This window comes from Acidimicrobiia bacterium, from assembly GCA_040880805.1.
GTDB lineage: Bacteria > Actinomycetota > Acidimicrobiia > IMCC26256 > DASPTH01 > DASPTH01.
Genome location: JBBDHW010000019.1, coordinates 122,669 through 146,602 on the forward strand (window position 1 = coordinate 122,669; position 23,934 = coordinate 146,602).

19 protein-coding genes and 1 riboswitch are annotated in these 23,934 nt (G+C 68.4%); of the genes, 7 read left to right on the forward strand and 12 right to left on the reverse strand.

Going from position 1 to position 23,934, the window contains the following annotated elements; genetic code table 11:
- Nucleotides 1-57 precede the first annotated feature (57 nt).
- The 4 genes from WD271_04005 to WD271_04020 are packed head-to-tail and all read left to right on the forward strand — an operon-like array spanning nucleotide 58 to nucleotide 3,973.
- A complete protein-coding gene (locus tag WD271_04005) occupies nucleotides 58-615 on the forward strand; it encodes a DapH/DapD/GlmU-related protein (protein MEX1006991.1) in 558 nt (185 codons plus the stop codon).
- The gene (locus WD271_04010) at nucleotides 612-1,763 is read left to right on the forward strand and encodes a DegT/DnrJ/EryC1/StrS family aminotransferase (GenBank protein ID MEX1006992.1); all 1,152 of its coding nucleotides are present in this window, start codon (nucleotides 612-614) and stop codon (nucleotides 1,761-1,763) included. Before WD271_04005 ends, WD271_04010 begins: the two co-directional genes overlap by 4 nt.
- A gap of 13 nt (nucleotides 1,764-1,776) precedes the next feature.
- Nucleotides 1,777-2,772, forward strand: a complete 996-nt coding sequence (locus WD271_04015; GenBank protein ID MEX1006993.1) for a Gfo/Idh/MocA family oxidoreductase — start codon at nucleotides 1,777-1,779, stop codon at nucleotides 2,770-2,772.
- A 7-nt stretch (nucleotides 2,773-2,779) separates the two neighbouring features.
- On the forward strand, nucleotides 2,780-3,973 hold the full coding sequence (locus tag WD271_04020) for a glycosyltransferase family 4 protein (GenBank protein ID MEX1006994.1): 1,194 nt from the start codon (nucleotides 2,780-2,782) through the stop codon (nucleotides 3,971-3,973).
- On the opposite strand, the gene WD271_04025 is transcribed toward WD271_04020, so the two are convergent.
- Nucleotides 3,934-5,133, reverse strand: coding sequence for a DegT/DnrJ/EryC1/StrS family aminotransferase (locus tag WD271_04025; protein MEX1006995.1), 1,200 nt, complete (start codon nucleotides 5,131-5,133; stop codon nucleotides 3,934-3,936). The genes WD271_04020 and WD271_04025 overlap by 40 nt on opposite strands.
- Before the next feature lie 79 nt (nucleotides 5,134-5,212).
- Here WD271_04025 and WD271_04030 point away from each other — a divergent pair, with 79 nt between their 5' ends.
- Nucleotides 5,213-6,526, forward strand: coding sequence for a glycosyltransferase (locus WD271_04030; protein MEX1006996.1), 1,314 nt, complete (start codon nucleotides 5,213-5,215; stop codon nucleotides 6,524-6,526).
- A gap of 109 nt (nucleotides 6,527-6,635) precedes the next feature.
- Complete coding sequence (locus WD271_04035) at nucleotides 6,636-8,540, forward strand: hypothetical protein (GenBank protein ID MEX1006997.1); 1,905 nt, start codon at nucleotides 6,636-6,638, stop codon at nucleotides 8,538-8,540.
- Between the two features lie 72 nt (nucleotides 8,541-8,612).
- On the opposite strand, the gene WD271_04040 is transcribed toward WD271_04035, so the two are convergent.
- From WD271_04040 to lpdA, 9 genes are all read right to left on the reverse strand, one after another.
- A complete protein-coding gene (locus WD271_04040) occupies nucleotides 8,613-11,084 on the reverse strand; it encodes a glycosyltransferase (protein MEX1006998.1) in 2,472 nt (823 codons plus the stop codon).
- Nucleotides 11,081-12,109: a methyltransferase domain-containing protein gene (locus tag WD271_04045; protein MEX1006999.1), complete on the reverse strand. Its 1,029-nt coding sequence runs from the start codon at nucleotides 12,107-12,109 to the stop codon at nucleotides 11,081-11,083. Before WD271_04045 ends, WD271_04040 begins: the two co-directional genes overlap by 4 nt.
- Nucleotides 12,106-13,311 (reverse strand): ABC transporter ATP-binding protein, encoded by a 1,206-nt coding sequence (locus WD271_04050; protein ID MEX1007000.1) that lies wholly within the window; start codon nucleotides 13,309-13,311, stop codon nucleotides 12,106-12,108. Before WD271_04050 ends, WD271_04045 begins: the two co-directional genes overlap by 4 nt.
- Nucleotides 13,312-13,313: 2 nt before the next feature.
- Nucleotides 13,314-14,138 (reverse strand): ABC transporter permease, encoded by an 825-nt coding sequence (locus WD271_04055; protein MEX1007001.1) that lies wholly within the window; start codon nucleotides 14,136-14,138, stop codon nucleotides 13,314-13,316.
- Nucleotides 14,139-14,206: 68 nt separating this feature from the next.
- On the reverse strand, nucleotides 14,207-15,070 hold the full coding sequence (locus WD271_04060; GenBank protein ID MEX1007002.1) for a hypothetical protein: 864 nt from the start codon (nucleotides 15,068-15,070) through the stop codon (nucleotides 14,207-14,209).
- Between the two features lie 8 nt (nucleotides 15,071-15,078).
- Nucleotides 15,079-16,164: a Xaa-Pro peptidase family protein gene (locus WD271_04065; GenBank protein MEX1007003.1), complete on the reverse strand. Its 1,086-nt coding sequence runs from the start codon at nucleotides 16,162-16,164 to the stop codon at nucleotides 15,079-15,081.
- Nucleotides 16,165-16,181: 17 nt separating this feature from the next.
- Nucleotides 16,182-17,858: a lipoyl synthase gene (lipA, locus tag WD271_04070; protein MEX1007004.1), complete on the reverse strand. Its 1,677-nt coding sequence runs from the start codon at nucleotides 17,856-17,858 to the stop codon at nucleotides 16,182-16,184.
- A complete protein-coding gene (locus WD271_04075) occupies nucleotides 17,858-19,270 on the reverse strand; it encodes a dihydrolipoamide acetyltransferase family protein (GenBank protein MEX1007005.1) in 1,413 nt (470 codons plus the stop codon). The genes lipA and WD271_04075 overlap by 1 nt, the downstream gene beginning before the upstream one ends.
- A gap of 42 nt (nucleotides 19,271-19,312) precedes the next feature.
- Nucleotides 19,313-20,719 (reverse strand): dihydrolipoyl dehydrogenase, encoded by a 1,407-nt coding sequence (gene lpdA, locus WD271_04080; GenBank protein ID MEX1007006.1) that lies wholly within the window; start codon nucleotides 20,717-20,719, stop codon nucleotides 19,313-19,315.
- A 323-nt stretch (nucleotides 20,720-21,042) separates the two neighbouring features.
- On the opposite strand from lpdA, the gene WD271_04085 reads away from it, so the two are divergent.
- The gene (locus tag WD271_04085) at nucleotides 21,043-22,389 is read left to right on the forward strand and encodes a hypothetical protein (protein MEX1007007.1); all 1,347 of its coding nucleotides are present in this window, start codon (nucleotides 21,043-21,045) and stop codon (nucleotides 22,387-22,389) included.
- Here the strand turns inward: WD271_04085 and WD271_04090 are convergent.
- Complete coding sequence (locus WD271_04090) at nucleotides 22,386-23,279, reverse strand: tetrahydrofolate dehydrogenase/cyclohydrolase catalytic domain-containing protein (protein MEX1007008.1); 894 nt, start codon at nucleotides 23,277-23,279, stop codon at nucleotides 22,386-22,388. The two genes, WD271_04085 and WD271_04090, sit on opposite strands and share 4 nt — an antisense overlap.
- Nucleotides 23,280-23,307: 28 nt before the next feature.
- Nucleotides 23,308-23,400: riboswitch (ZMP/ZTP riboswitch) on the reverse strand.
- A gap of 20 nt (nucleotides 23,401-23,420) precedes the next feature.
- Nucleotides 23,421-23,934 (reverse strand): L-2-hydroxyglutarate oxidase (locus tag WD271_04095; protein MEX1007009.1); only part of this gene is annotated, 514 nt, incomplete at its 5' end.

Consider the following 23,934-nt stretch of genomic DNA (forward strand, 5'->3'; position numbering starts at 1 on the left):
CGAGGCTACCGGCAGACTTCGGTCGAACCGTGGCGCGGCGCGGGTATCCTCGTCACGGTGAGCGCGCGACCAATCGACGGGCACGTGCACGAGTCTGCCGTCATCGAACCCGACGCGCTGATCGGCACTGGCACGATGATCTGGCACCACGCGCACGTTCGGTCCGGCGCGCGGATCGGATCGGGCTGCACCCTCGGAAAGAACGTCTACGTCGATGCCGGCGTGCAGATCGGTGACCGCGTGAAGATCCAGAACAATGTGTCGGTCTATGCCGGTGTCACCCTCGACGACGAGGTCTTCGTCGGGCCCAGCGCCGTGTTCACCAACGATCGCTACCCGCGTGCGACCAACGAGACGTGGCAGGTCGTTCCCACCCTCGTACGGCGCGGCGCGTCGATCGGCGCGAACGCGACGATTCGCTGCGGCATCGAGATCGGTTCCTTTGCTGCGGTCGGCGCCGGCGCGGTCGTGACGCGATCGATCGCCGACCATGAGCTCGTGGTGGGCAACCCGGCGCGCCACGCGGGCTGGGTGTGCCGGTGCGGTGCCGTCGTCAGCCATAGCGACGAGCGACCCGAGGACATGCGCTGCGCGGCCTGCCGCGCGCGCTCGTGATCTCGAAATCCCGCGCGCAGATCGTGCCCGAGCCGCCGATCTCCCTCAGCACGGTCGACATCGGCAGCGAGGAAGAGGAGCTCGTACTCCGCGTGCTCCGCTCCGGGCATTTGGCGCAGGGTGAGATGGTCGCGCAGCTCGAGGCCGGGTTTCGCTCGCTCTGCGGTGTGCAGCACGCGATCGCGGTGAGCTCCGGCACGGTTGCACTCGTCGGCGCGCTCGCCGCGCTCGGCATCGGGCCGGGTGACGAGGTGATCACGAGCCCGTTCACCTTCGTCGCGACCCTGAACGCGATCCTCGAGGTTGGGGCCACTGCACGGTTCGCCGACATCGACGCCGATGACTTCACGATCGACCCGGTGTCGGTGGAATCCTGCATCACCGCACGCACACGCGTGGTCATGCCCGTTCACCTCTACGGGCAACCGGCCGCGATGGACCGGCTCACGCCACTTGCACACGAGCGGGCCTTCGCGATCGTCGAGGACGCGGCACAGGCGCATGGCGCCGCGGTCGGAAACAAGCGCGCCGGTTCGTTCGGTGTGGGCTGCTTCTCGCTGTATGCGACGAAGAACGTCACCACTGGTGAGGGCGGGATCGTCACCACCGACGACGACGACGTCGCCGATCGAATCGGGCTGCTGCGCAACCAAGGCATGCGCGCGCGCTACGAGTACGTGCTGCCGGGGCACAACTGGCGCCTGACCGACCTGCAGGCCGCGATCGGTGTGCCCCAGCTCGGGCGGCTCGCGTCGATCTGCGAAGCCCGCCGGCGCAACGCGGAACGTCTCTCGGACGGCCTCGCCGGGATCGAAGGGATCGTCGTGCCCACGGTCGCGCCCGGACGATCACATGTGTTCCACCAGTACACCGTGCGCGTCACGTCGGATGCCGCGTGCGACCGGGACGCGCTCGCCGCACAGCTTGCGCGGCTCGGGATCGCCACCGGCGTCTACTACCCCCGAGTCGTGCACGACTACGAGTGCTATCGCGACCACCCGCTCGTCGTCGCCGATCCGACGCCGGTGGCCAGTCGGGCCGCAACCGAGGTGCTCTCGCTGCCGGTCCACCAGGGCCTCGACGACGGAGACCTCGACCGGATCGTCGACGGAGTGCGGAACACGGTCGCGGGCCGAGGCCCGCGCTAACCTGCGATCCCTGGTGCCCGGTCGTCAGCCGCTCCGCATCGTCCTCGTGGGCGCAGGCGCGATGGGCTCGCTCCACGCCCGTGCCCTCACGCAGTCACAAGACACCGAGCTCGCGTGGGTCGTCGATCCGAATCGGGAGTCCGGCGAGCTGCTCGCGGAGCGGTTTCGCAGTCGTTGGACGCCCGAGCTCGACGGCTTCGACGGATGCGACGCGGTCATCGTGGCATCCCCCACGGCGACACACGTGAAGTGGGGTCTCCTCGCCCTCGAGGCCGGCCGCCCCGCGCTCGTCGAGAAGCCGCTCGCGGACTCGATCGACGACGTCCGGGTGCTCGTCGAGACGGCACGACGAAACGATGTTCCACTCATGTGCGGATTGCTCGAGCGCTTCAATGCTGCAGTTCTCACCGCGATGCAGATCGTCGAGGAACCCGTTCACGTGACGACGGTGCGTCACTCTCCGTACGCGCCCCGCATCGTCACCGGCGTCGCCCAAGACCTGCTGATCCACGATGTCGATCTCGTGTTGCGCCTGAGCGGTCGGCTGCCCTCGCGGGTAGATGCGCGGTTCGCCTATTGCCACCCAAGCTCGGAACCACGTGCCGAGGACATCGCGGAGGTCACGTGTGACTTCGGCGGCGAGATGCTGGCGTCTCTCTCGGTCAGCCGCGTCGCTCAGCGCAAGGTCCGCAGCCTCGTCGTCTCGGAGCTCGAGCGGCTCATCGAGGTCGACATGGTGCGCCAGGACATCACCATCTACCGCCATGTGCTCAACGAGGCGATGGACGGCGACGGCCCGGGCTATCGCCAGCAGACGATCATCGACATCCCCGCGATCCACGATGCGCGCGAACCGCTGATCGGCCAGCTCGAGATGCTCGTGGCCCTCACGCGCGGAGAGGTCGACGCCGGCGCGGAGCTGGCCTCGTTGCTACCCCCGCATCTCGTCGTCGAGGAGGTCACGCGCGTCGCACGGGGCGATTGCAGCCCGACGCTCCTCGAGGCGTAACCGCGCCATGCGCATCGCGTTGGTCAACAACTTCTTCCTCCCGCGCGCCAGCGGGAGCGCGCACCTGACCGAGGGGATCGCACGACGCCTTGCGACACGCGGTGCCGACGTGCTCGTGGTCACCGCTGCACACGACGGGGCGGAGGCCCTCGAAGCGCGCGACGGTTATCGCATCGTGCGCGTCCCGAGCCGCAGCCTCCCGAAATCGAACCTCACCATGCGCTTCGACGTGAACTTCACGCTCGGTCCGAGCAACGTACGTCGAGTGTCAGCCGCGCTCGACGAGTTCGACCCCGAGATCATCCATCAGCACGGGCAGTTCTTCGATCTGACCTTCATGACGTCGTGGTACGCGCGTCGGCGTCAGATCCCGACCGTCCTCTCGGTGCATACGCGACTCGAGCACACGAGCCCGTTCCACAACGTCGTGCTGGCGATCGGAGACATGACCCTCGTGCGAGCCATGGTCGTGCTCTCGCGGCCGCACGTCGTCGTGATGGATCGGCAGATGCACCGGTACGTCGTGCGCCGGTACCACGTGCCCGAGGATCGCCTCGTGCCCATCCCTGTCGGCGTCGATCCGGCGAAGGTCGAGACGAATGGCGGAGCGGTCCGCCGCGCGCTCGGCCTCGAGAACCGGCCAATCGTGCTGTCGCTCGGCCATGTGATCCCGGTGCGCGATCGCCTGGCCCTGGTGGAGGCGATGCCGATGCTGGTCGAGAAGCGCCCGGACGTTGCCGTCGTGGTCGTCGGGATCGTGTACGACGACCGCTTCATTCGGCGGGCGGAGGAGCTGGAGGTGGCCGACCACCTCGTCGTGACCGGCGGCATCACCAAGGACGAGGTGCCCGGCTACCTCGCGGCCGCCGACGTGGAGTCGCACGACCTCCAGGGCTTCGGACTGGGTACCGCGAGCCTCGAGACGATGGCGGCGGGCGTGCCGGTCGTGGCGAGCGTGCGCGACGACAACTTCCTGGGTTTCCGCCTGCGCTCGGGACGCGATCTCGTCCTGGTTCCCGAGGGCGACCCCGCCGCGCTCGCGACCGCCATCGTGGAACTCCTGGACGATCCGGAGCTCGCTCGTCGCGTGGCACGAGGCGGGCAGGAGCTGATCGAGGAGCGGTTCACGCTGGACGCAGTCACCGAGCTCCACGTGGAGCTCTACGAACGATTGATCGCAGACCGAGGTCGACGGGGATAGCGGAGGCGCGCGCTACCCGAGGTCGGCCGTACCGCCTCGATGACTGCGGCGCCGACGCGCTCGACATCGGCATCCGAGAGATCCGCGTACATCGGGATCGCCAGGTGGCGCGCGAAGAGGTCAGCGGAGATCGGGCAGGGCGCCCGCTCGCCGTACACCGGTTGCCCATACACCGGCTGCAGGTGCGATGCGTAGGTGCCGATGTTCGTCTGCACACCCAGCGCACGCAGCCGCGCCGCGACCCGCGAGCGCGACACCGACGGATCGAGCGTGACCACGTACGACTGCCAGGTGTGGTCGCGATCCTCGCCGACGGTGGGAACGAGCACCGCGTCGACACCCGCGAACAGCTCACCGTATCTCTCGGCAACTCTGCGCCGCGACGCGAGCAACCGTTCGAGCCGATCCAGCTGCACCAGCGCGATGGCCGCCTGAATGTCGCTCAGCTTGTAGTTGTACCCGAGCTGATCGAAGACCGGCACCGGCAGGTCGCCGGCATCCTCGCGGACGAGCGCGCTCTCCAACCCGAAGCACGAGAGCTTGCGTGCGGTGTCGGCGAGGGCACGGTTGTCGGTGACGACCAGCCCACCCTCGCCGCTGGTGATGCCCTTCCTCGCGTGGAGCGAGATGCACGCGACGTCGGCGAGCGAACCGGCGGGTTGGGAGCGGTACGTCGCGCCGACGCTGCATGCGGCGTCCTCGAGCAGGAAGATCCCGTGACGGTCCGCGAGCTCGCGCAGCGGCCCGTAGTCCGCACACTGGCCGAACACGTCGACCGCCGCGATGCCGACGGTGGCCGAGCCGATCGCAGCCGCGGCGGCGTCGGGATCGATCGTCCCGGTGTCGGGGCGGACGTCGACGAACACCGGCGTGGCACCCGTGTAACAGACCGCGTGCCCGGTGGCCGGGTAGGTGTAATCCGCGACGAGCACTTCGTTGCCCGCGCCCACTCCGAGCGCCAAGAACGAGAGGTGCAGCGCGGCGGTGCAGTTGCTCACGGCGACCGCATGCTCGACACCACACTGCTTCGCGAATCGCGCTTCGAGCTCGGTTCCGCGCGGTCCCTGGCCGGCGACCCAGCCCGAGCGGAGCACCGCCCGGACCGCCTCGACCTCGTCGTCGTCGAACGTCGGGCGCGCCAGGGGAATGGGATCGCTCATGCACCGCTTCCGGGTTGGACGGTCGCGGGTAGCATGCTACGCGTGACCTGCTCGCGTTCGCGAGCGGAAGCGCCTCATGATGAAGCCACCGAGCACGAGCGCGCCACGGGTCCGAATCGTCACCGTGCACTACAACAGCGGCCCGATCACCCTCGACTGCATCCGGAGCCTGCTCGCGACGCGATGGCCGAAGGAGTTGCTCGAGATCGTGCTCGTCGACAACGCGTCCCGTCACGGTATCGCCGCGCGGGTGCGAACCGAGTTCCCACAGGTGCGCGTCATCGAGAGCCCGACGAACGTCGGCTTCGCCGGCGGCTGCAACCTCGGCCTCCGTGACCTCGGTACCGTCGAGTACGTAGCGCTGGTCAACAACGACGCTGCCGTCGATCCGAACTGGCTCGAGCCACTGGTGCGGACCCTCGAGGCAGATCCGTCCCTCGGCGCGGCCTGTCCCAAGATCCTGTTCAACGAACGGTTCCGCGAGATTCACCTGACGTCGACGACCACTCGGCGCGGTCGAGGAGACCGGCGCCAACTCGGCGTGCGCGTCAGCGGCGCCCGCATCGGCGAGGACGATGTGTGGCGCAGAGTCCAGTTTGTTGCGGGCGCGTGGGAGTACGAGCACGGTGGGGCGGGCGAGCCCTCGTTCCGGTGGCTCGGGCACGAGTCGATGCTCCGCCTCCCCGACCGAGAAGGTACGGCACGATTACGGCTCGCGGGCGACGGCGCGGCGGAGGTCACGGTGCGTTCCGGCACGACCAGCGCGGTGCTCCGGGTGAACCGCGACCCACAGTGGTACGACATCCCGTTGGCGCCACCCGCGCTGGACGTCGTCAACAATGCCGGCTGCGAACTCGCGCTCGGCGCGCTGGGAGCCGACCGTGGGCTGTACGACGCCGACGGCGTGCGGTACGCACACGGCACCGACGTGTTCGCGTGGTGCGGCGCCGCGGTGCTGATGCCGGTGCGCTACTTCGAAGACATCGGTGTGTTCGACGAACGGCTCTTCCTCTACTCCGAAGACTTCGAGCTCGCATGGCGCGGCCGCGAGCGGGGCTGGCGCTACCAGTACGTACCCGAGTCGATCGTCCGCCACGTGCACACCGCGTCGAGCGTCGACGGTTCGAACCTCAAGCTCTACTACGACGGCAGGAACCAACTGCTCGTCGCGCTCCGACACGCACCGCCGGGAGCGGCGGCGAAGGCCGTGATCCGCTACTCCCGCGCGACCGCATCACGGGCGCTTCGCGACATCATGGCGCCCCTGCTCTCCGGCCGTCGACCCAGCTCGGAAGCAGTGACAATTCGCATACGCGCGCTGGGCAGTTTCGCACGCCTGGCACCGGCAATGATCCGTGAGCGCGCGCGACTTCGGCCGCCGGCCGGAAGGTAAGGTCCAACGCCGCGGCGGCCGCCGAGGACGAGAACCGACGACCAGGAGAGCTCCGATTCGCACCGCGCTGACACGCTCGCGCGCACTTGGGCTCGACCTCTGGTTCCCGGTGGCGGTCGTCGGCGCAGCAATCGTGCTCAGCGCATTCGCCGTCTCGGGATCGAGCCTTGCGGCACTGTCCACGACGGGATCGCCGGACGAGAACGCCATCGTCACCGGCGAGGTTCGCGCCGTCCGGGCAGACGAGTACATCGCGATCTCGCCGATCAAGGTGGGACAGGCTCGCGCCGGTTTCCCGTCGCCGCGTACGTTCGGCCTCGGCGCGATCGATGCGGGCGACTCGTGGCGTCCCCAAATCCCGTCGCGCAGCCCCGCCGCCGCGCTCTTCGCGCCGTTCAACCTCCCACTCGTGGTTCTGCCCGTCGTGCAGGGCTTCGCGCTCTACTGGTGGCTTCCGTTCGTTGGCTGCGCGCTCGGGCTCTACGCGTGGCTGCGACTCCTCGGCGTCGGTCGGGGCGTTGCCCTCGCGGCGTCGGTGGTCACGACCGCCTCACCCGCCGCGGTGTGGTGGTCGGGATGGCTGTGCCAGGTCATCGCGCAGGCGGTGGTGCCGTGCGCGGTGCTGCTCCTCGCAACCCGGTTGTGGACGCGCCGCCGCGGAATTGCCATCCCGGTCGCGGTCGTCGCCGGCCTCGCCGCTGCCAGTCTGCCCTGGGCCTACCAGCCCTGGAGCGTGCCCGCCGCCCTGTCGATCGGCAGCGTCACCGCGATCTGGGGCCTCGCGAGCCCGACCCGGCGTCGCCCGTTCCTCTGTGTCGCGGCGATCGCCGCCGGCGTCTTCGCGGCGGAGTCGGCGGTGTACCTCCTGCACGAGCGCTCGTACTACGAGGCCCTCGCCAGCACCGTGTACCCCGGGGAACGGCGAGAGGTGGGGGGCGGTGTCGGGATCGGCAAACTGCTCTCGAGCCTGTTCCCCTTCGCGCTCTCGGGAGACTCCGGCGCCTCGCTCATGCAGGAGAACCTGTCCGAGGTCTCGATGGGCTGGACCATCACCGCACCCGTGGCGATCTTCACGGCGATGCTCGGCAGGAGCGCGCTCCGTCGCGATCCCGATCGTGCCCTGCTCTGGGGATCGCTCGCGGTGACCGCGCTCGTGTCGGCGTGGTGTCTCATCCGGTGGCCGCGCGCGCTCGCGACCGTCACGATGCTGACGTTCTCTCCGGCACCGCGCACCGCACCGTTCGTGGGGTTGACCGGAACCGTGTCGCTCGCGTTGTTGCTGGGAACCGAAGAGCGCCGCGAGAGCATTCGACGAGCGCTCGGCCGCAGCGGAGTGCTGCTCGTGGCCGCAGCGACGACGTTCGTCGCCGCGTGGGGAGCGACCGACTTTCGTCTGACGTTCCTGAATGTGTCGGAAGCACGTCTCGGCCTGGCCGTGCTCGTGGTCGGCGTGCTGGTCGTGCTGCTGTTCACACGATGGAGCGCCATTGCCGTCGGCGTGAGCCTCGCGATCGTCGTGGTCAGCGCCGCCGTCGTGAATCCGTTGATGCACGGTTTGGGCGAGCTCGCCGACTCACCAGCCGCTGCCGCGGTTCGGCGAATCAACGGCCGGGTTGTGGCGCCCGCGCACGGGACGTGGGCAGCCGACAGCATCTACGCCGATGCGCTCTTGAACGGACAGGGCGTGAACTCGTTGTCTTCGTACAACGACCCGGTCGACGAAGACGCCTGGCGAATCCTGGATCCCCGGCGCGTCTCTGAACCCGCGTGGAACCGCTTCGGGTACATCGTGTTCGACTGGCAGGACGGAGCCGGAGAGCCCGTGATCACCAACCCTGCTCCCGACATCGTGGCGGTGAAGATGGACCCGTGCGACGCGCGGCTGTCGAGGCTGCACATACGAGCGATTCTGTCGTCGAAGCCCTTGTCGTCGCAGTGCCTCACGAAGCTCGACGACATCGAGTGGCAGGGAACGCCGTATTCGGCGTACCGGATCAGATCGAGCGCTCGGTAGAGGCGAGCGTCCGCGAGCCGTGGCCATGCGGCCCGGGCGCGAAGCGCCCGAGAGCGGAGTAGAGGCGAGCATCTACTGCAGGAGCGCGCGCATGCGGTCGCGGAGCTTCTTCACGATCTCGCGCCACTCTCCCCGGCGAAGGTGTTCGGTGAGACGCGCGAAGGTGTCCCGTCCCACCAAGCCGGCGCGGGGTACGTCCACCCTGCCGATCATCTCGGTCATCGCCGGGTCGAGAAGATCCGGCGCGCGAACCGGCGCGCGGCAGAAATCGAGCAGCGGCGACAGGACTTTCGACCAGCGGAAGTCGTCCTTGACCCCGGCGATGTTGCGCCGGCACTGAGCGTTGCGTTCGGCGTCTGCAAGCAGCGAGTACAGCGCGGCTTCCAGCGCGTCCACATCTTGGGGCGGCACCGTCACACCAAGGTCGTGACGCGCAATGAGCTCGGCCAGTGAGTCTCCGTCGGTTGCCACTACGGGAACAGATGCCCAGAAGTAGTCGAGGATGCGCGTACGGAACGAGAACTCGGTCTCGACATGATCGAGATGCGTGCTCACGCCGACGTCGGCTTCGAGGAGATAGTTCTCGCGGTCCTCGTATTCGACCCACCCCTCGTTGAAGAACACGTGGGTGCCGGTGAGACCGAGCTCGTCGGCGAGCCGCCGGGTCTCCACGGCCATGCTCATCTCGGGTACGTGCGGGTTCGGGTGGTGCATCCCGAGGAAGTAGAGGCGCACTTCGGGAACGCGCGCGCGCAGCTTGTCGATCGCGTACAGCAGAGTGAGCGGGTCGAACCAGTTGTAGACGCCACCGCCCCAGAGGACGACCTTGTCGTCGAGCCCGATTCCGGGCACGACACCCTTCAACGCGGGGCGAGTGTGGCGCGGGGGTACCTCGCTGATTCCGAACGGAACGACGCTGATCAGCTGGTGGAGTCCTTCGTCGGCGTCGTAGGTGGCCGGGTTGATCCGACCGAGCGCGGCGAGCTGGCCCAGCCAGAAGTCACGCTGCTTGTCACTCGCGCAGGTGAAGAAGTCACCCCGCTCGAGCTGCTGGTTGAGCACACCGGTGGCCGCGTGCACCTCCTTCCGGCGCTTGTCGGCTCCGAGGTCCCGCGCCTGCTCGAGCTGCTCCAGATGGAAGGGGTCGTAGATGTCGACGACCACAACCTTGTCGGTCCTCGCGATCGCCGGATGCTGACTCATCAGGAAGCCCTGGAAGATGATGACGTCACACCAGTCGATCAGGCGGCGGAGCTCGGCTGCGGCGACGTAGCGCACCCTGAAGTCGGGATGGCTCATGCCCGAGCAGGCCGTTGTGCTCACGAGCTCGACGTCGTGCTCGCGTGAGAGTGCCTGCGCGATCTGCCACGCACGGATCGCCGGCCCCGCCATGGTCGGGCTGATGGTGTCGTTGCTCGCCACGAGAATCCGCCGTCCGCGATGAAAGACGTCGTCAACGCCGAAGGCGTCGACCGCGGCGTTGAACCCTGCCACGAAGTACGGGTGAGCGATGTTCGCGTGCAAGGGCAGCCGGAAGAGCCTCAGAATGTCGGCATCGGATCGTCGGCGTAGCGACTGAACCGCGCGCCGCTCCTTCTGAAGCCGAGGGAGGTGTTCCACGAAGGCATCCACTGCGAAGGCGGAGGCGAGCATGGCCTTGTGCGCAGGCTGGCGTTCGTCGTCGTCGAGTGCCGAACGCTGGAGATCGAGTGAATGCGGGTCGTCGCCGCCGAGCGCGACACCGCGGCGGATAGCAAGTGCGAGCGACGGCGGGAGGAGCGTGCGGAGGTTCTCGTCGTCGTAGTTCTTGTAGATGGTGAAGAGTGCGTTGCGCTCGAGCAGATAATTCTCGCGCCACAATGCAACCTCCGACATCGACGCGTGATGCCGATGGAACACGACGGACGACGGCACGTACCGCACCTCGTAGCCGAACAGCCACAGGCGCCATCCCAGATCAACGTCCTCGAAGAACATGAAGTAGGTGTCGTCGAATCCACCGACGTCGCGGAATACCGTGGCGTCGATCACCATCGCGGCGCCGTGGGGGAACAAGACGTCGTGTGGCGTGTCGGCGTCGCCCGGATCCGGAACACCGACGTTGAGCTTGAACCCGTGGCCGTAGAACGCGGCCCCTCCGTCGGTGAAATCGGTGAGGTTGCCGTCCCAGTCGAGCACCTTGCACGCGACACAAGCGACCGAACTCAAGCGCTCGAGCACGCCGACCGCGGCGCGGAGCCACTGCGGATCGGGCCGAGCGTCGTTGTTGATGAACGCGATGTAGTCGCCGGTCGCGGCGGCTGCGCCTCGGTTGCACCCGCCGGCGAAGCCGGTGTTCTCGTGCAGCGCCAGGAGCTGAACGCCCGGGGCGGCGGCCCGCAGTCGGTCGACGCTCTCGTCGCCGGATGCGTTGTCGACCACGATGATCTCGAGTTGATCAGCCGGCCAATCGAGCTCGCGCAGCCCTTCGATGCAGGCGATCGTGTCGTCGGGCCTGCGGTAGTTGACGGTGACCACCGAGACCTTCGGCTGAGCCTCACTCACAGACGCCTTCCCTTCCACCAGTCGGACAATCGGTCGGCAACGCGTGCGGATACCGGTCGCCGGCCGGCAAGCAGCTTTTCGTTCAGCACGCGTAGCTCGATGAGGTGCGCATCGCGGTCGGCAACCTGGCGCTCGAGATCGGCCACCTGCCTGCGCAGCGCGTCGAGCTCGGTTTCGAGAGCAACAGTCTCGCTCGATCGCACGACCGTTCCCACGCGCTGCGCGAACACCGCGCTCGCGATCGCGTGGAACGCAGAACTGGCAGCCGGAGCATGTTCCGGCGATCGCAGCGCGTCCGCGGCCGCGCGCAACTCGGATTCGGCCCGAACGCGCGAGGCGATGATCACGTGCCGATAGGCGGGATCACGGCAATCGGACGGACCAACCGCGGAGTTGTAGTACGCGTGGAGCTTGCCGAGCTGCGGCAGGTTGTTGGCGCGGAGCTCCTCGTGCAGCAGCATCATCGCCAACCACCGTGAGAGCAGCCCACTCGGGAGCGTGGCCGTGGCCCAGCCGCCGTCGCGAAATGCGCGCTCCACTTCGTCGAGATTCGGGAGACCGAACTGCAGATGCTCGGCGAGCATCGGGTGGGGAACGTTGAAGCGGAGCGCGAAGAACTCGGCAAGCGCGGCTTCGGCCAACTCCACGTCGGGATCTTGAAACGGCGCGGTCAGGATCACGACATCGTGGGAGACACGCTGCAGTTCCTGGACGAAGCTGTGCCGGTCTTCCGGGAAGACGTGTTCGAGCGTGTCGAAGGTGACGACCGCGGAGAACGATCCGGTGCGGAACGGTAACGCGGCGCCGCTGGCGTTGACGTAGAGGCCGTCGCGCGACTTCTCGAGGTCGGCGACGAACGCGACGTGATCCGGAACGAAGCGCTCGATCGGCCCCGGTCCCCCACCGACGTCGAGCAGCCGCGCGCCGGGTTCGACGTGGAGCTCGGCCAGGAGTTGCGCGGTCACCGAGTACCGCTGGTACTGGTCGAATGGGAGCTCGAGGAGATCACCGCCGTCCCGCGTCACGGTGCGGCCTCGAGGTCGTGCCCTTCCCAGCAACCGCCGAGCGAGACGACCCCATAGTGATCGCGGGGTTCACCGAGCTCCACGTCGAAGCGATGCGCCCGGTGACGGAAGTCGAACGGATGGAGGCACGCGAAGTCGAAGATCGACGCGCTCACGTCGTAGATCCCGGGAACGAGCAGCAATCGGGGAACCTTGAAGTCGACGTAGCCCGACCGTTCGGGATGCAGCAGCACGAGTCCCTCGTCGCGGGTGTTCGGGCCGGTGACGTGGTGCCCTTCGATCGAGTGGACACCCAGGCCGACGACCAGCTTCTCGAGCGGTTCGTCGAGGTTGTAGTGGAGTCGAAACGTGACTTGATCGCCCGTACGGGCCGTTGTGACCGGCTTCTCGTCGCGGTCGAGGATCTCGATGACGTCGACGCGGGCTTCGCCCGAGCCCCATCGCATGCCGGCACCGTCGTCGACCACGCGGGCGGAGTGCACATCCCCGAGATAGGTGTCGACGACGTCGGTCGCCGGGCCCACCGTGATCAGGCTCCCGTGCTCGAGCAACGCGATCTGGTCGCAGAGGGTCCGCATCGCGCCGAGCGCGTGTGACACCACGACGACGGTCTTGCCGCTGCTCTTGAGCTCCGAGAGCTTCTCGGAGCACTTCCCTTGAAATTCCTCGTCGCCGACGGCGAGCACCTCGTCGATGAGCAGGATGTCGGGATCGACGTTGATCGCGACCGAGAAACCGAGGCGCACGTACATCCCCGACGAATAGGTCTTCACCGGCGTGTCGATGAACTGCTCGAGGCCCGCAAAGCCCACGATGTCGTCGAACCGGGCGTCGAGCTCACGTTTCGACAGGCCGAGGATGGCGCCGTTGAGAAAGACGTTCTCGCGGCCGGAGAGCTCCGGATGGAAACCCGCGCCCAGCTCCAGGAGCGCCGAGACTTTCCCGCGCGTCGTGATCGATCCGCGATCCGGTCGGAGGATGCGTGCGATGCACTTGAGCAACGTGCTCTTCCCGGAACCGTTCTCGCCGATCAGCCCGAAGGTCGAGCCCTCCGGAATCTCGAACGCGACGCCTTTGAGCGCGTCGAACTCGCTGTAGCGGGCGCGACGCCCGCGGAGCAGCGCGACTTTCAGTGACTGGTTGCGCTCGTGGTAGAGGCGATAGCTCTTCCACACCTCGTCGACGGAGACCGCGACGTCCACCGTCAGACCTCCTCCGCGAGACGGCCGTCGAGCCGCCCGAACACCCACATCCCGAACACGAGGAGCCCGCCGGTCCACAGCACGAGGTACGCGAGATTGCCGAGTGGCGGGAACCGGAGGTCGTACAGCACGCTGCGGAAGGCTCCGATGAACGTGACGAGCGGATTGAGCCGGTAGATGTCGCCGATCGGGATCGTGACACCGAGCACCGTCGCTTCGTCCGGAACGTACGAGATCGGGTACACGATCGGCGCAGTGTAGAAGAGCACTTGGAGCACGATCGCGACCAGATGCTGCACGTCGCGGAAGTACACGTTGCACACCGAGAGCACGAGCGCGATGCCCAACACGAAGCCGGTCAGGAGCACGACGAGCAGCAGGACAACGGGGATCCATGGCAGGACCATGTTGCCGACGAGGAGCAGGATGACACCGAGCACGGACAGCTCGATCAAGATCGTGACCACGAGTGACGCGATCGCCGAGAACACGAGCAGCTCGCGCGGGAAGTAGACCTTCTTGATGAGGTTCCCGTTGCCGATCAGGGTTCCCATGCCCATCGTGAGGCCGTTCGAGAAGAAGGTCCACGGGATGAGTCCGCACAGCAGGAACAGACCGAACGACTGCAGCCCGCTCGGATCGCCGACGGGCGGCTCGATCTTGAGGAAGAACGAGAAGACGAGCGAGTAGATCGCCACCGCGGCCAGCGGGTTCAGGAGCGACCACGTCCAGCCGAGCAACGTTCGCTTGTACCGACTCCGCAGGTCCCGCAGCGTCAGGTTGACGGCTAGATCGCGCGTGCCCACGAAGTCGCTGAGCCGGGACATCGTCAACCCACGGTAGCGCAGCGCGCTCGGCCCTTTCGGCTCCGCAGATCGCTTCGCCCAGTGTCGAGCTACGACAGCAGGGCTCGCGGCAGGAGGTCCATCCCGAAACCGGTGAGGATCGCAAGATAGAGCAAGCCGGTCGCCGCCATCACCGCGGAGTACTGACGCTCTTTCAACGCGAACCAAGTCGCGACGACCAGGCCGATCGTCGTGACCGAGGCCACGATCCACATCCAACCGATCAGCCCGTCGTAACCGTCGTCGATGCTGCCGTTCAGCACCGACACCATGCCGGTGGGAATCAGCCACACGAGCAGCTCGAGGGGCCACAGTGCGGCGACGACCTTCACCATCTCCTTGATCGGATCGCGCCCGAGCCCCGGCTGCACGAGATACCAGTGGCCGAGGAGCATCGCGTCCGTGACCGCGCCGAGGAAGCACGCGCCGATCTCGAGCCGGGCGAGGCTCAGCGGGTAGTCACTACCGACGAACGCGGCCGCGCCGGCGACTGCGACGATGCCTGCGATCGGTGCGAGGAGATCGAGCCGCGGGTCGAACTCCTTCAGCGCGTCATAGGCTCCGCGGCCGGCGACCTCGTTCCGAGTCGTGCCGACCATGGCGGCAACGCGGTCGGCGCGCGCGCGCCGTTGCTCCACCCGTCCGCTCACGCCGGCACCACGGCGGACGTACGAAACCCACAACGCGATCCCCGCCGCGAGCGCCATCACTGCCGCGGCCACGTTCCGCACCCGAGCACCGGTGCCGTCGTCACCCAGCCCGGCGACGACCCCGAGGATCGCCAGCGTGCCGAACGTGATCCGCACCAGCCACCCGTAGCCGAGCCCCACCTCTCGACGGCGGGTCGTGACCCAACAGAACAACAGGCCGCCGGTGGCGACCTGCACCAGCACCGTGGCGAGGTCGAGCTGCATCGCGGCGCTCAGTCGACGATCGTGAGGTCGCGCGGCGCGTGATTGAGCCGTTCCGGACCGGCAGTCGTCGCGACGACGATGTCCTCGAGCCGCAGACCGAAGCGTCCGGGCACGTAGATGCCCGGCTCGACACTGAACGCGTGCCCCGGCGCGAGGGGTGTGGTGTTCCCCGACACGACGTACGGGTCTTCGTGGGCCTCGGCGCCGATGCCATGACCGGTGCGGTGCACGAAGTAGTCGCCGTAGCCGGCGTCGGTGATCACATCACGGGCAGCCGCGTCGACGGCTTCGCACGATGTACCGACCGTCGCCGCGCATACGCCGCGCTCCTGAGCCTCCACGAGCACCGCATACGCGTCGCATACCTCCGCGGGAGGCTCACCCACGCTGAACATGCGCGTGATGTCGGAGCAGTAGCCGTGCATCGTGCCGCCGAAGTCGCAGAGTACGACGTCGCCACGTTCGATCACGCGGTCGGACGGATCGTGGTGCGGGCTCGCCGCGTTGGGTCCGGTGGCGACGATCGCGAAGTTGGTGCGTTCGTGACCGGCATCGAGCATCCGCTCGACGAGCTCGCGGTGGATCTCGACCTCGCGCCGGCCGGAGAAGACCGCGTCGCGCATGGCAACCGCGATGGCGTCGACCGCGAGCGCGGCCGCGCGCAGCGCGTCGACCTCGGCTGCGTCCTTCACGATGCGGAGCGGTGCAGTGACGTCGAGCGCACGGCGGAACCGCACGCGCGGGAGCGCGCTCTGGAGCTCGATCACGAAGCGCGCCCAGGTCTGGTCGCCGATCGCGGCACTGGACGCTCGCTCTGCGCCGCCGACGAGCCCCGCGAGCCCGGCGACGACTGCGATGGGATCCTCGGTCTCTTCCCAGGCGCGGATCGAGAACACGTCTGGCCGCTCGACGACGCGCGGCGCCTCGAGCCGCGGCACCACGAGCACGGCGTCGCCGTCGGCAGGTACCACGAGCATCGTGAGCCGCTCGAGCGGCATCGCCTCGTAGCCAGTGAGATACGGCAGGTCGGCGCCCGTCGACAGCAGCAGCACGTCGATCCCCAGCTCCCGCATCCGCTCGCGTGCGCGCCCCATCCGAGCCGCGTGCACGTTCACCCGGACGCCACGACCAACGAACCTGCGTCGTTGGAGGTCGTATAACGGCCTTCAACGACGCCAGTTGGCGGGGAAGTAGCTGCGGCGCGCTTGGCGTGGTAGCTGGAGCGGACGAGCGGGCCGGACTCGACGTGGGAGAAGCCGAGGCTCTCGGCGTAGGCACCGAGAGCGGCGAACTCGTCGGGGGTCCACCAGCGGACAACGGGGAGGTGGCGAGCCGAAGGCCGGAGATACTGCCCGAGCGTGAGAATTTCGACGCCCACGTTGCGCAGGTCGGCGATCGCGCCGCGGAGCTCGGTCTCCGTCTCGCCCATGCCGAGGATGACGCCCGATTTCGTGAGGAGACCGGCGTCCTTGGCGCGAGCGAGCAGGGCGAGCGAGCGGAAGTACGCGGCCGACGGCCGCGCCGCGCGCTGGAGGCGCGCCACCGTCTCGAGGTTGTGGTTGAGCACGTCGGGGCGCGCCGCGAAGATCACGTCGAGCGACGCGGGATCTCCCTTGCAATCCGGGATGAGCACCTCGACGCGGGTGTTCGGTGTGCGGGCGCGGGCGGCACGGATCGTGGCCGCGAACACAGCCGCGCCACCGTCGGCGACGTCGTCGCGCGCGACGCTCGTGATCACGGCGTGCTCGAGCCCGAGGTGCGCGATCGCCTCCGCAACGCGTGCCGGCTCGTGGGGATCGAGCGCGAGCGGCCTGCGCGTGTCGACGAGGCAGAAGCCGCAGGCGCGCGTGCAACGGTCGCCGAGGATCATGAACGTCGCGGTGCCGTCGGCCCAGCACTCGTAGATGTTGGGGCACCCGGCCTCCTCGCACACGGTGTGCAGGTCGAGCTCCCGCATCAGGCGCTTGGTGGCCCGGAACCCCTCACCGAGATCGGCGCGTACGCGCATCCACGCCGGGCGGCGCGGTGCCCCGTCGACCGACGCGACCACCCCTGCTTCGGCGAGGCGCCCGAGGAGACGCACGGGCGTGCCGCTGCCGCTCGCGTCGCGTGTGAACTGGCTCAGGTCTTCGGCGCGCTCGCGCCACACGACGTCCTGTCGTTCGACGTGACAATCACCGAAGTGCCGGGCGAACTGCGCCACTACCACGTCGACGACCTCGTGCATGTCGGGCGCCGTGCCGAGCACCGTCGTGAGCGAAGTGACCCCGCGGTCGCGGATCCCGCACGGGACGATGTGGTCGAACATCGTGAGATCAGGATCGACGTTCAGCGCGAAGCCGTGCCGCGTACGACCACGCGCGACCTTGACGCCGACAGCAGCGATCTTCTCGGCGCCCACCCACACGCCTGGGAGTCGCGGCTCTCGGCGCGCCGCGACTCCCAGATCGGCGAGCGCGTCGATCAGCACTCCCTCGAGCGCGCGCACATAACCCACCACGTCGCGGAGTCCGTCGCGCCAGTCCGGGAGCGTGACGATCGGGTAGCCAACGAGCTGGCCCGGACCGTGGTAGGTGACGTCGCCGCCGCGATCGGTGCGCACGAGGTCGGCGCCGACCTGTGCCGGCGGCACCAACACGTGCTCGGGATCGGCCGTCGTGCCGAGCGTGTACACGTGCGGATGCTCGAGCAGCAGCAGGTAGTCGTCGCTCGCACGCGCGTGCAACGCGCACTGGAGCTGGTCGGCCTCGTGGTACGGAACGCGGCCGAGCCAGCGCGCCCGCAGCATCAGTCGAGCTCGGCTTCCCAATCGCGTTCTTCGAGCTCGGTCTGTATCGCGCGGAGGAATGCGGCCGCATAGGCGCCGTCGAACGCGCGGTGGTCCCACGTGAGCACGAGCATGCCGGTGTGGTGGATCGCGACTGCGTCTCCCCCCGGGCCGGACACGACGACCGGTCGTTTCTTGATGCCGTCGGTGGAGAGGATCGCGACCTGTGGCTGGTTGATGATCGCCAACGTCATGTAGGTACCGAAGGGTCCGGGGTTCGTGATCGTGAACGTTCCACCGATCACGTCGTCGGGCATGAGCCGCTTCGCCCGCGCGCGCGACGCGAGGTCGTGTACCTCGCGTGCGATCTGGCGAAGTCGCTTACCGTCGGCATTGCGGATCACTGGCGCGACGAGACCTTCGAAGTCGAGGTCGACGGCGATCGAGAGGTGGACGTCGTGGTGGACGACGAGCGTGTCGTCACCCACGCTCGCGTTCGCCCGCGGGAACTCGTTCACCGTGTCGCAGAACGCGCGTGCGATGAAGGGGAGATACGTGAGCGAAAAGCCCTCGCTCACTTTCCACTCCGCTTGGTACGCGGCGCGCACACGCTCGATCCGTTCGAAGTCGACCTCCACCGACGTATACACGTGCGCGCTCGAAGCCTTCGACCGCACCATGTGCTCGGCGGTACGGCGTCGGATGTTGTCGAACGGGACGACCTCGTCACGCGACACGGTGGGCACCGGCACCGGCACCGGCACCGGCACCGGAGCGGGTGGGGGCGTCAGATCTGGAGCAGGTGCGGTCTCGGGGAAACTGGCCGGCGGCGCAGCCGGGGGTGGCGCGTCCGGAGGCGTCGCGTCGGCGTGGAGGACGTCCTTTCGGGTGAGCCGCCCTCCGGGGCCGGTACCCGTGATCGTTGCCGGATCGAGCCCCCGCTCGGCCACCAGGCGGCGCACGATCGGCGAAGTGAGCCGCGATTCGTCCCCGGCGGCTGCGGCGCCCGCGGGCTCGGGCACGGGCTCGAGGACGGGCTCAGGGACCGGCTCCGGTGCGGTCGGGACCGCCGGAGCGGCGGCAGCCGGAGGTGGGACCGCCGGAGCGGCGGCAGCCGGAGGTGGGACCGCCGGAGCGGCGGCAGCCGGAGGTGGGACAGCCGGAGGTGGGACAGCCGGGCGCGGGGCAGCCCCGGCCGGCACGACCTCGGACACCACCGCGAGGCGCGTCCCCACCTCCACGGTCTCGCCCTCGGGCACGAGGATCTCGGTGACGAAGCCGCCCGACGGCGCGGGCACCTCCGAGTCGACCTTGTCGGTGGACACCTCGAACAGCGGCTCGTCGGCCTCGACGCGCTCGCCCACTTGTTTGAGCCAGCGCGTGATGGTCCCTTCGGTGACCGTCTCCCCGAGTTGCGGCATCGTCACGTCCACGCGCGACTCCTCATCTCCACCCGATCCAACGGTTCTGTCACCTCAGTGCAACGGCCGGCCGATGCGCGCGAGCGCGGCTTCGCCGAACACCTCGCTCAACGTGGGATGCGGGTGCACCAACGCCGCGAGATCGGCGGCGTTCGCCTCCCAGTTGACCGACAGGTAACCCTCGGCGAGCAGTTCGGTTGCCCACGGCCCGACGACGTGCACGCCGAGCACCAGGCCATCCGCGTCGGTGACGAGCTTCACGAGCCCCTCGGTCTCACCGATGATCTGCGCCCGACCGTCACCCGCGAACCGATGCTTGGCAACCACCACATCGTGGCCACGCTCGCGCGCCTGCTCCTCGGTGAGCCCGCACCACGCGACCTCGGGCCGGCAGTAGATCACCCAGGGCACCTTCTCGTAGTCGATCGGCGTCGCGGCCTCGCCGAGGATGGTCTTCACCACGAGGATCGCCTCCATGAAGCCCACGTGGGCGAGCTGCGGCGTGTCGATGACGTCGCCGGCCGCGAAGACGCCGTCGACACTCGTGCGGCACTGTGGGTCGACCACCACGAAGCCGCGGTCGTCGACGTTGATGCTGGCAGCCTCCAGGCCGATCCCGTTCGACAGTGGCGCGCGCCCGATGGACACGATCACCTTGTCGACGACAACCGACTGCGCACCCGAATCCGCGTCCCATGACACGGTGAGCTCGCGCGCGCCGTCGATCCCCGTGATCCGGACACCTTCCTGAACGTTCACGCCGCGCTTCTTGAACGAGCGCGTGACGACACTGGCGACTTCGGTCTCGACGGTCGACAGGATTCGCGGCAGCGCCTCGAGCACCGTGACTTCGCTGCCCATGTCGATCAGCATCGAGGCAAACTCCGCGCCGACCACACCGCCGCCGACGATCGCGACGCGCGGCGGCAGGTCGGTGAGCTCGAGCACGTGATCCGACGAGAGGATGCGCGCGCCGTCGAAATCGAGACCCGCGAGCGGGCGCGGCGCGGAGCCGGTGGCGACGACGAGATTGCGTCCCGCCAGTTCGGTGCCGTCGGCGACACGGACTCGGTGCGCGGCACCGTCGACCACTTGGCCCCGACCTTGCACGACGGTGACGTTCCGTCCCTTCAGCAGCGTTTCCAGGCCGTTCGTGAGCTTGTCGACGACCTCCTGCTTTCGGGCCTGCGCGCGACCCAGGTCGAGCATGGGCTCGCCGGCGTTCACACCGAAGTCGGACGCCTCCTGCACGGTGCGCAACACGTCGGCCGTCTGCAGCAACTCCTTGGCCGGAATGCACCCGCGGTGCAGACACGTACCACCGATCCGCCCTTCTTCCACCAGGGCGACGTTCAGCCCGGCCGCGGCGCCGTAGAGCGCCGTTGCGTAGCCGGCCGGACCCCCGCCGAGCGCCACGATGTCGAATTCGTCGACCAGGACGGCCACCTCCTCAGATTCCACTGGCTCAGATTCCACTGACTCAGGTCACGAGAGCGCTGACGTCACCATTCTCGCAGGCGCGCGAACCCGACCGGCACTTTCAGCGCGCCAGGAGGATCTGCACCGCGCCGGCCGCGAGGATCGCCACTCCAGTGACGGCGGCGAGGATCAGCAGCGTGCGGGTGCTCACGCTCGAAATCCTCGCGCGGCCCGGTCGGAAGCCCTCCATCCGCGTGGCCTTCTGTATCGAGTCGACAGGGTTCACCCCGGTATGCTGCTCGCGCTCGCTTGGCCGCACCGTGCGGACCCTCCGAGCTCGACTCGGGCCACTCGGAACCTGCGAAATGTCGCAACGCGCACAACGCATCATCGAGGCTGCCCGCAAGGTGCCGCTGCCGGAGGGCACCTACGCCGTCGGCGCCGGGCTCCTGATCTCGGGCCTCACCGCGTATGGGTTCCAGATCCTCGCATTCAAGGCGCTCGACAAACCCGAGTACGCGGCCCTCAACGGGCTCTGGATCTTCGTGTTCGTGGTTGCGCCGGGTTTCTTCCTCCCACTCGAGCAGGAGGTCGGGCGCGCCGTTGCCGACCGACGCGCCCGCGGTATCGGCGGCGGACCGGTCGTGAAGAAGGCGGCCTTCGCAGGTTCGGTGCTCACGGGCGCGCTGATCGTGGTGACGCTGCTCCTCGCTGCCTTCACGCCACTGGTCGACCGGCTCTTCCACGGCGAGGAACAACTTCTCATCTGCTTCGTGATCGCGCTGGTCGCCTACGCGATGCAGCACATCACGCGGGGGACGTTGTCGGGCAACGGGCGGTTCGGCCCCTACGGGACCATTCTCGCCGCCGAGGGTCTGCTTCGCCTGATACCGGTCGTCGTGCTCTACATCGCGGGTGTCGACGACATCATCTGGTACGGGCTCGCCCTCGCGATCCCGCCTGCCATCGCCGCCGCGATCGCCCTGCGCGGACAACGCGACCTCCTCGCGCCGGGACCGGAGGCGGAGTGGTCGGAACTGTCGGCCAATCTCACGCTGCTGTTCCTCGGGTCGCTCACCGCGCAAACGCTCAGCTACTCGGCCGCGCTCGGCGCGATTCTCCTCGCCAAGGGCCCGAGAGAACGCGCCGAGGCCGCCGACTTCATCGTGGGCTTCTTCATCGCCCGGATCCCGATCCTGCTGTTCCAGGCGATCCAGGCTGCGCTGCTCCCCAAGCTGGCAGCACTTGCGGGCGCGGGTCGCCACGAAGACTTCCGCGCCGGACTCAAGAAGCTGCTGCTGATCGTCGTCGGGATCGGTGCGCTCGGCGTCGTCGCCGGCGCCACCATCGGGCCGATCGTGGGCAAGATCCTCTTCGGCGAGAAGTTCCACCTCGACAACGTCGATCTCGGGCTGCTCGCGGCGGGAAGCGCGTTGTTCATCCTCGCCCTCACGCTCGCGCAGGCCCTGATCGCGCTGCTCGGCCACGGGCGTGCGCTCGTCGCCTGGAGCATCGGTCTCGCCACCTGCGTGGTGGTGACGGCGTTCAGCTCCGACGACCTCTTCCTGCGGGTGGAACTCGGCTTCCTCGCCGGGTGTGGCGCCGCCGCCGCCGCGATGGCGCTCCTGCTGTTCGGCCGGCTGCGCACAGAGTCGCCGGAGAGCCTCGGCCTCTTCGTCGAGGCCATCGAGCACGAACCACTGGAGATCTAGCGAGAACCTGCTACCCCGGCCCGTCGCTCGGCAGCACGCACGCAATTCTCGAGCAGGCTCGCGCGCGTCATCGGCCCGACCGACCCGATCACCGGCGCGAACCAACCCGCCACTTCGCGGACGTCGTCGTCCACGTCGGGCGCGTACTCCCCGTCGACGATCGCGGTGCCGGTCTGCACCACGGCCGCGCCCGGCTTCACCATGTCGGCACGCACGATGCCCGGTGAGCCGGCGGCCGCGACCACCACATCGGCTGCTTCGACGAACGGCCGGATGTCGGGCACGCCGGTGTGGACGAGGATCACCGCTGCGTTGGCGTCCGGCTCCTTCAGCGACAGCAGGTTCGCCAGCGGCTTCCCCACCGTGAGGCCGCGCCCGATGATCACGACGGTGCGGCCCTCGATCGGCACGCCGTAGTGCACGAGCAACCGCTGGATGCCCGCGGGCGTGCACGGGCGCGGCCCGGGTACACCCATCACGAGCCGCCCGAGGTTCACCGGGTGGAGGCCGTCGACGTCTTTGTCGGGATCGAGCCGCAATACCGTGGCGTCGTAGTCGACCCCGGATGGGAACGGATACTGGATCAGCACCGCGTCGACGCCCGCGCGCTCGTTGAATCGCTCCACCACCGCGTCGGCGTCGCGCTGCGAAGCATCGGCCGCCAGGTGCTCGTGGAAGAATTCGATCCCAACCTGCTTGCAGTTCTTGTGCTTCATAGCCACGTACTTCGCGCTCGCGGAGTTGTCGCCGACGAGCAGTGTGCCGAGGCCGGGAGAGATGCCGCGCTCCCGCAACGCCGCGACGCGCGTACGCAGTTCGGCCTTCACCTGCTTGAGGACGGCGTCGCCGTCGAGGATGACGCAGGAACCTACCGGGTGGTCCGATGCCATGTGGCCTCCTTCGGATGCGTTCGAGCTCCGAAGGCGCCCAGGCGGACGACGCCCCAATGATTCGGGGGTGATTCAGCCGCTCCCCGGTGGTACTCCACCATCGCCAGTCGCGGTACGCCGATCCTAGCGCAGCCAAGAAGCTCACAACCGTTCGAGAACGCGCGCCGAGATCGACTCACCGATGACGAGCGACGCAGTCGCAGCCGGTGACGGCGCGTTCAGCACGTGCACCGCGCGCGGGGTCTCGTGCAATACGAAGTCGTCGAGCAGCGTGCCGTTCCGTGCGACCGCCTGGGCTCGCACCCCCGCAGGACGCCGTACGAGGTCAGCTGCTGCAATGCCGGGAACGAGTCGGCTGAGAGCGCGCGCGAGTGCGCGCCGGCTCAGCGACCGGTACACCTCGTGGACGCCGACCGGCCAGTAGTGCCGCGCCATCCGCCAGAACCCGGGGAACGCCGCGAGCTGCCGTAGCTCACGAGTGTCGACCGCGCCCCACGTGTACCCCTCACGCCCGAGCGCGAGCACGGCGTTGGGCCCGGCATGCACACTGCCGTCGATCCCGCGCGAGAGGTGCACACCGAGGAACGGCAGCTCGGGGTCGGGCACCGGATAGATCAGGTGACGAACAAGGCCGGCCGCGCTCGGCACCCACGAC

What these genes read in the sequence shown, in the direction of transcription:
- WD271_04020 (MEX1006994.1), top strand. Translation starts at nt 2,780, where the DNA reads ATGCGCATCGCGTTGGTCAACAACTTCTTCCTCCCGCGCGCCAGCGGG.
- WD271_04025 (MEX1006995.1), bottom strand. Translation starts at nt 5,133, where the DNA reads ATGAGCGATCCCATTCCCCTGGCGCGCCCGACGTTCGACGACGACGAG.
- WD271_04030 (MEX1006996.1), top strand. Translation starts at nt 5,213, where the DNA reads ATGAAGCCACCGAGCACGAGCGCGCCACGGGTCCGAATCGTCACCGTG.
- WD271_04055 (MEX1007001.1), bottom strand. Translation starts at nt 14,138, where the DNA reads ATGTCCCGGCTCAGCGACTTCGTGGGCACGCGCGATCTAGCCGTCAAC.
- WD271_04060 (MEX1007002.1), bottom strand. Translation starts at nt 15,070, where the DNA reads ATGCAGCTCGACCTCGCCACGGTGCTGGTGCAGGTCGCCACCGGCGGC.
- WD271_04065 (MEX1007003.1), bottom strand. Translation starts at nt 16,164, where the DNA reads ATGGGGCGCGCACGCGAGCGGATGCGGGAGCTGGGGATCGACGTGCTG.
- lipA (MEX1007004.1), bottom strand. Translation starts at nt 17,858, where the DNA reads ATGCTGCGGGCGCGCTGGCTCGGCCGCGTTCCGTACCACGAGGCCGAC.
- WD271_04085 (MEX1007007.1), top strand. Translation starts at nt 21,043, where the DNA reads ATGTCGCAACGCGCACAACGCATCATCGAGGCTGCCCGCAAGGTGCCG.
- WD271_04090 (MEX1007008.1), bottom strand. Translation starts at nt 23,279, where the DNA reads ATGGCATCGGACCACCCGGTAGGTTCCTGCGTCATCCTCGACGGCGAC.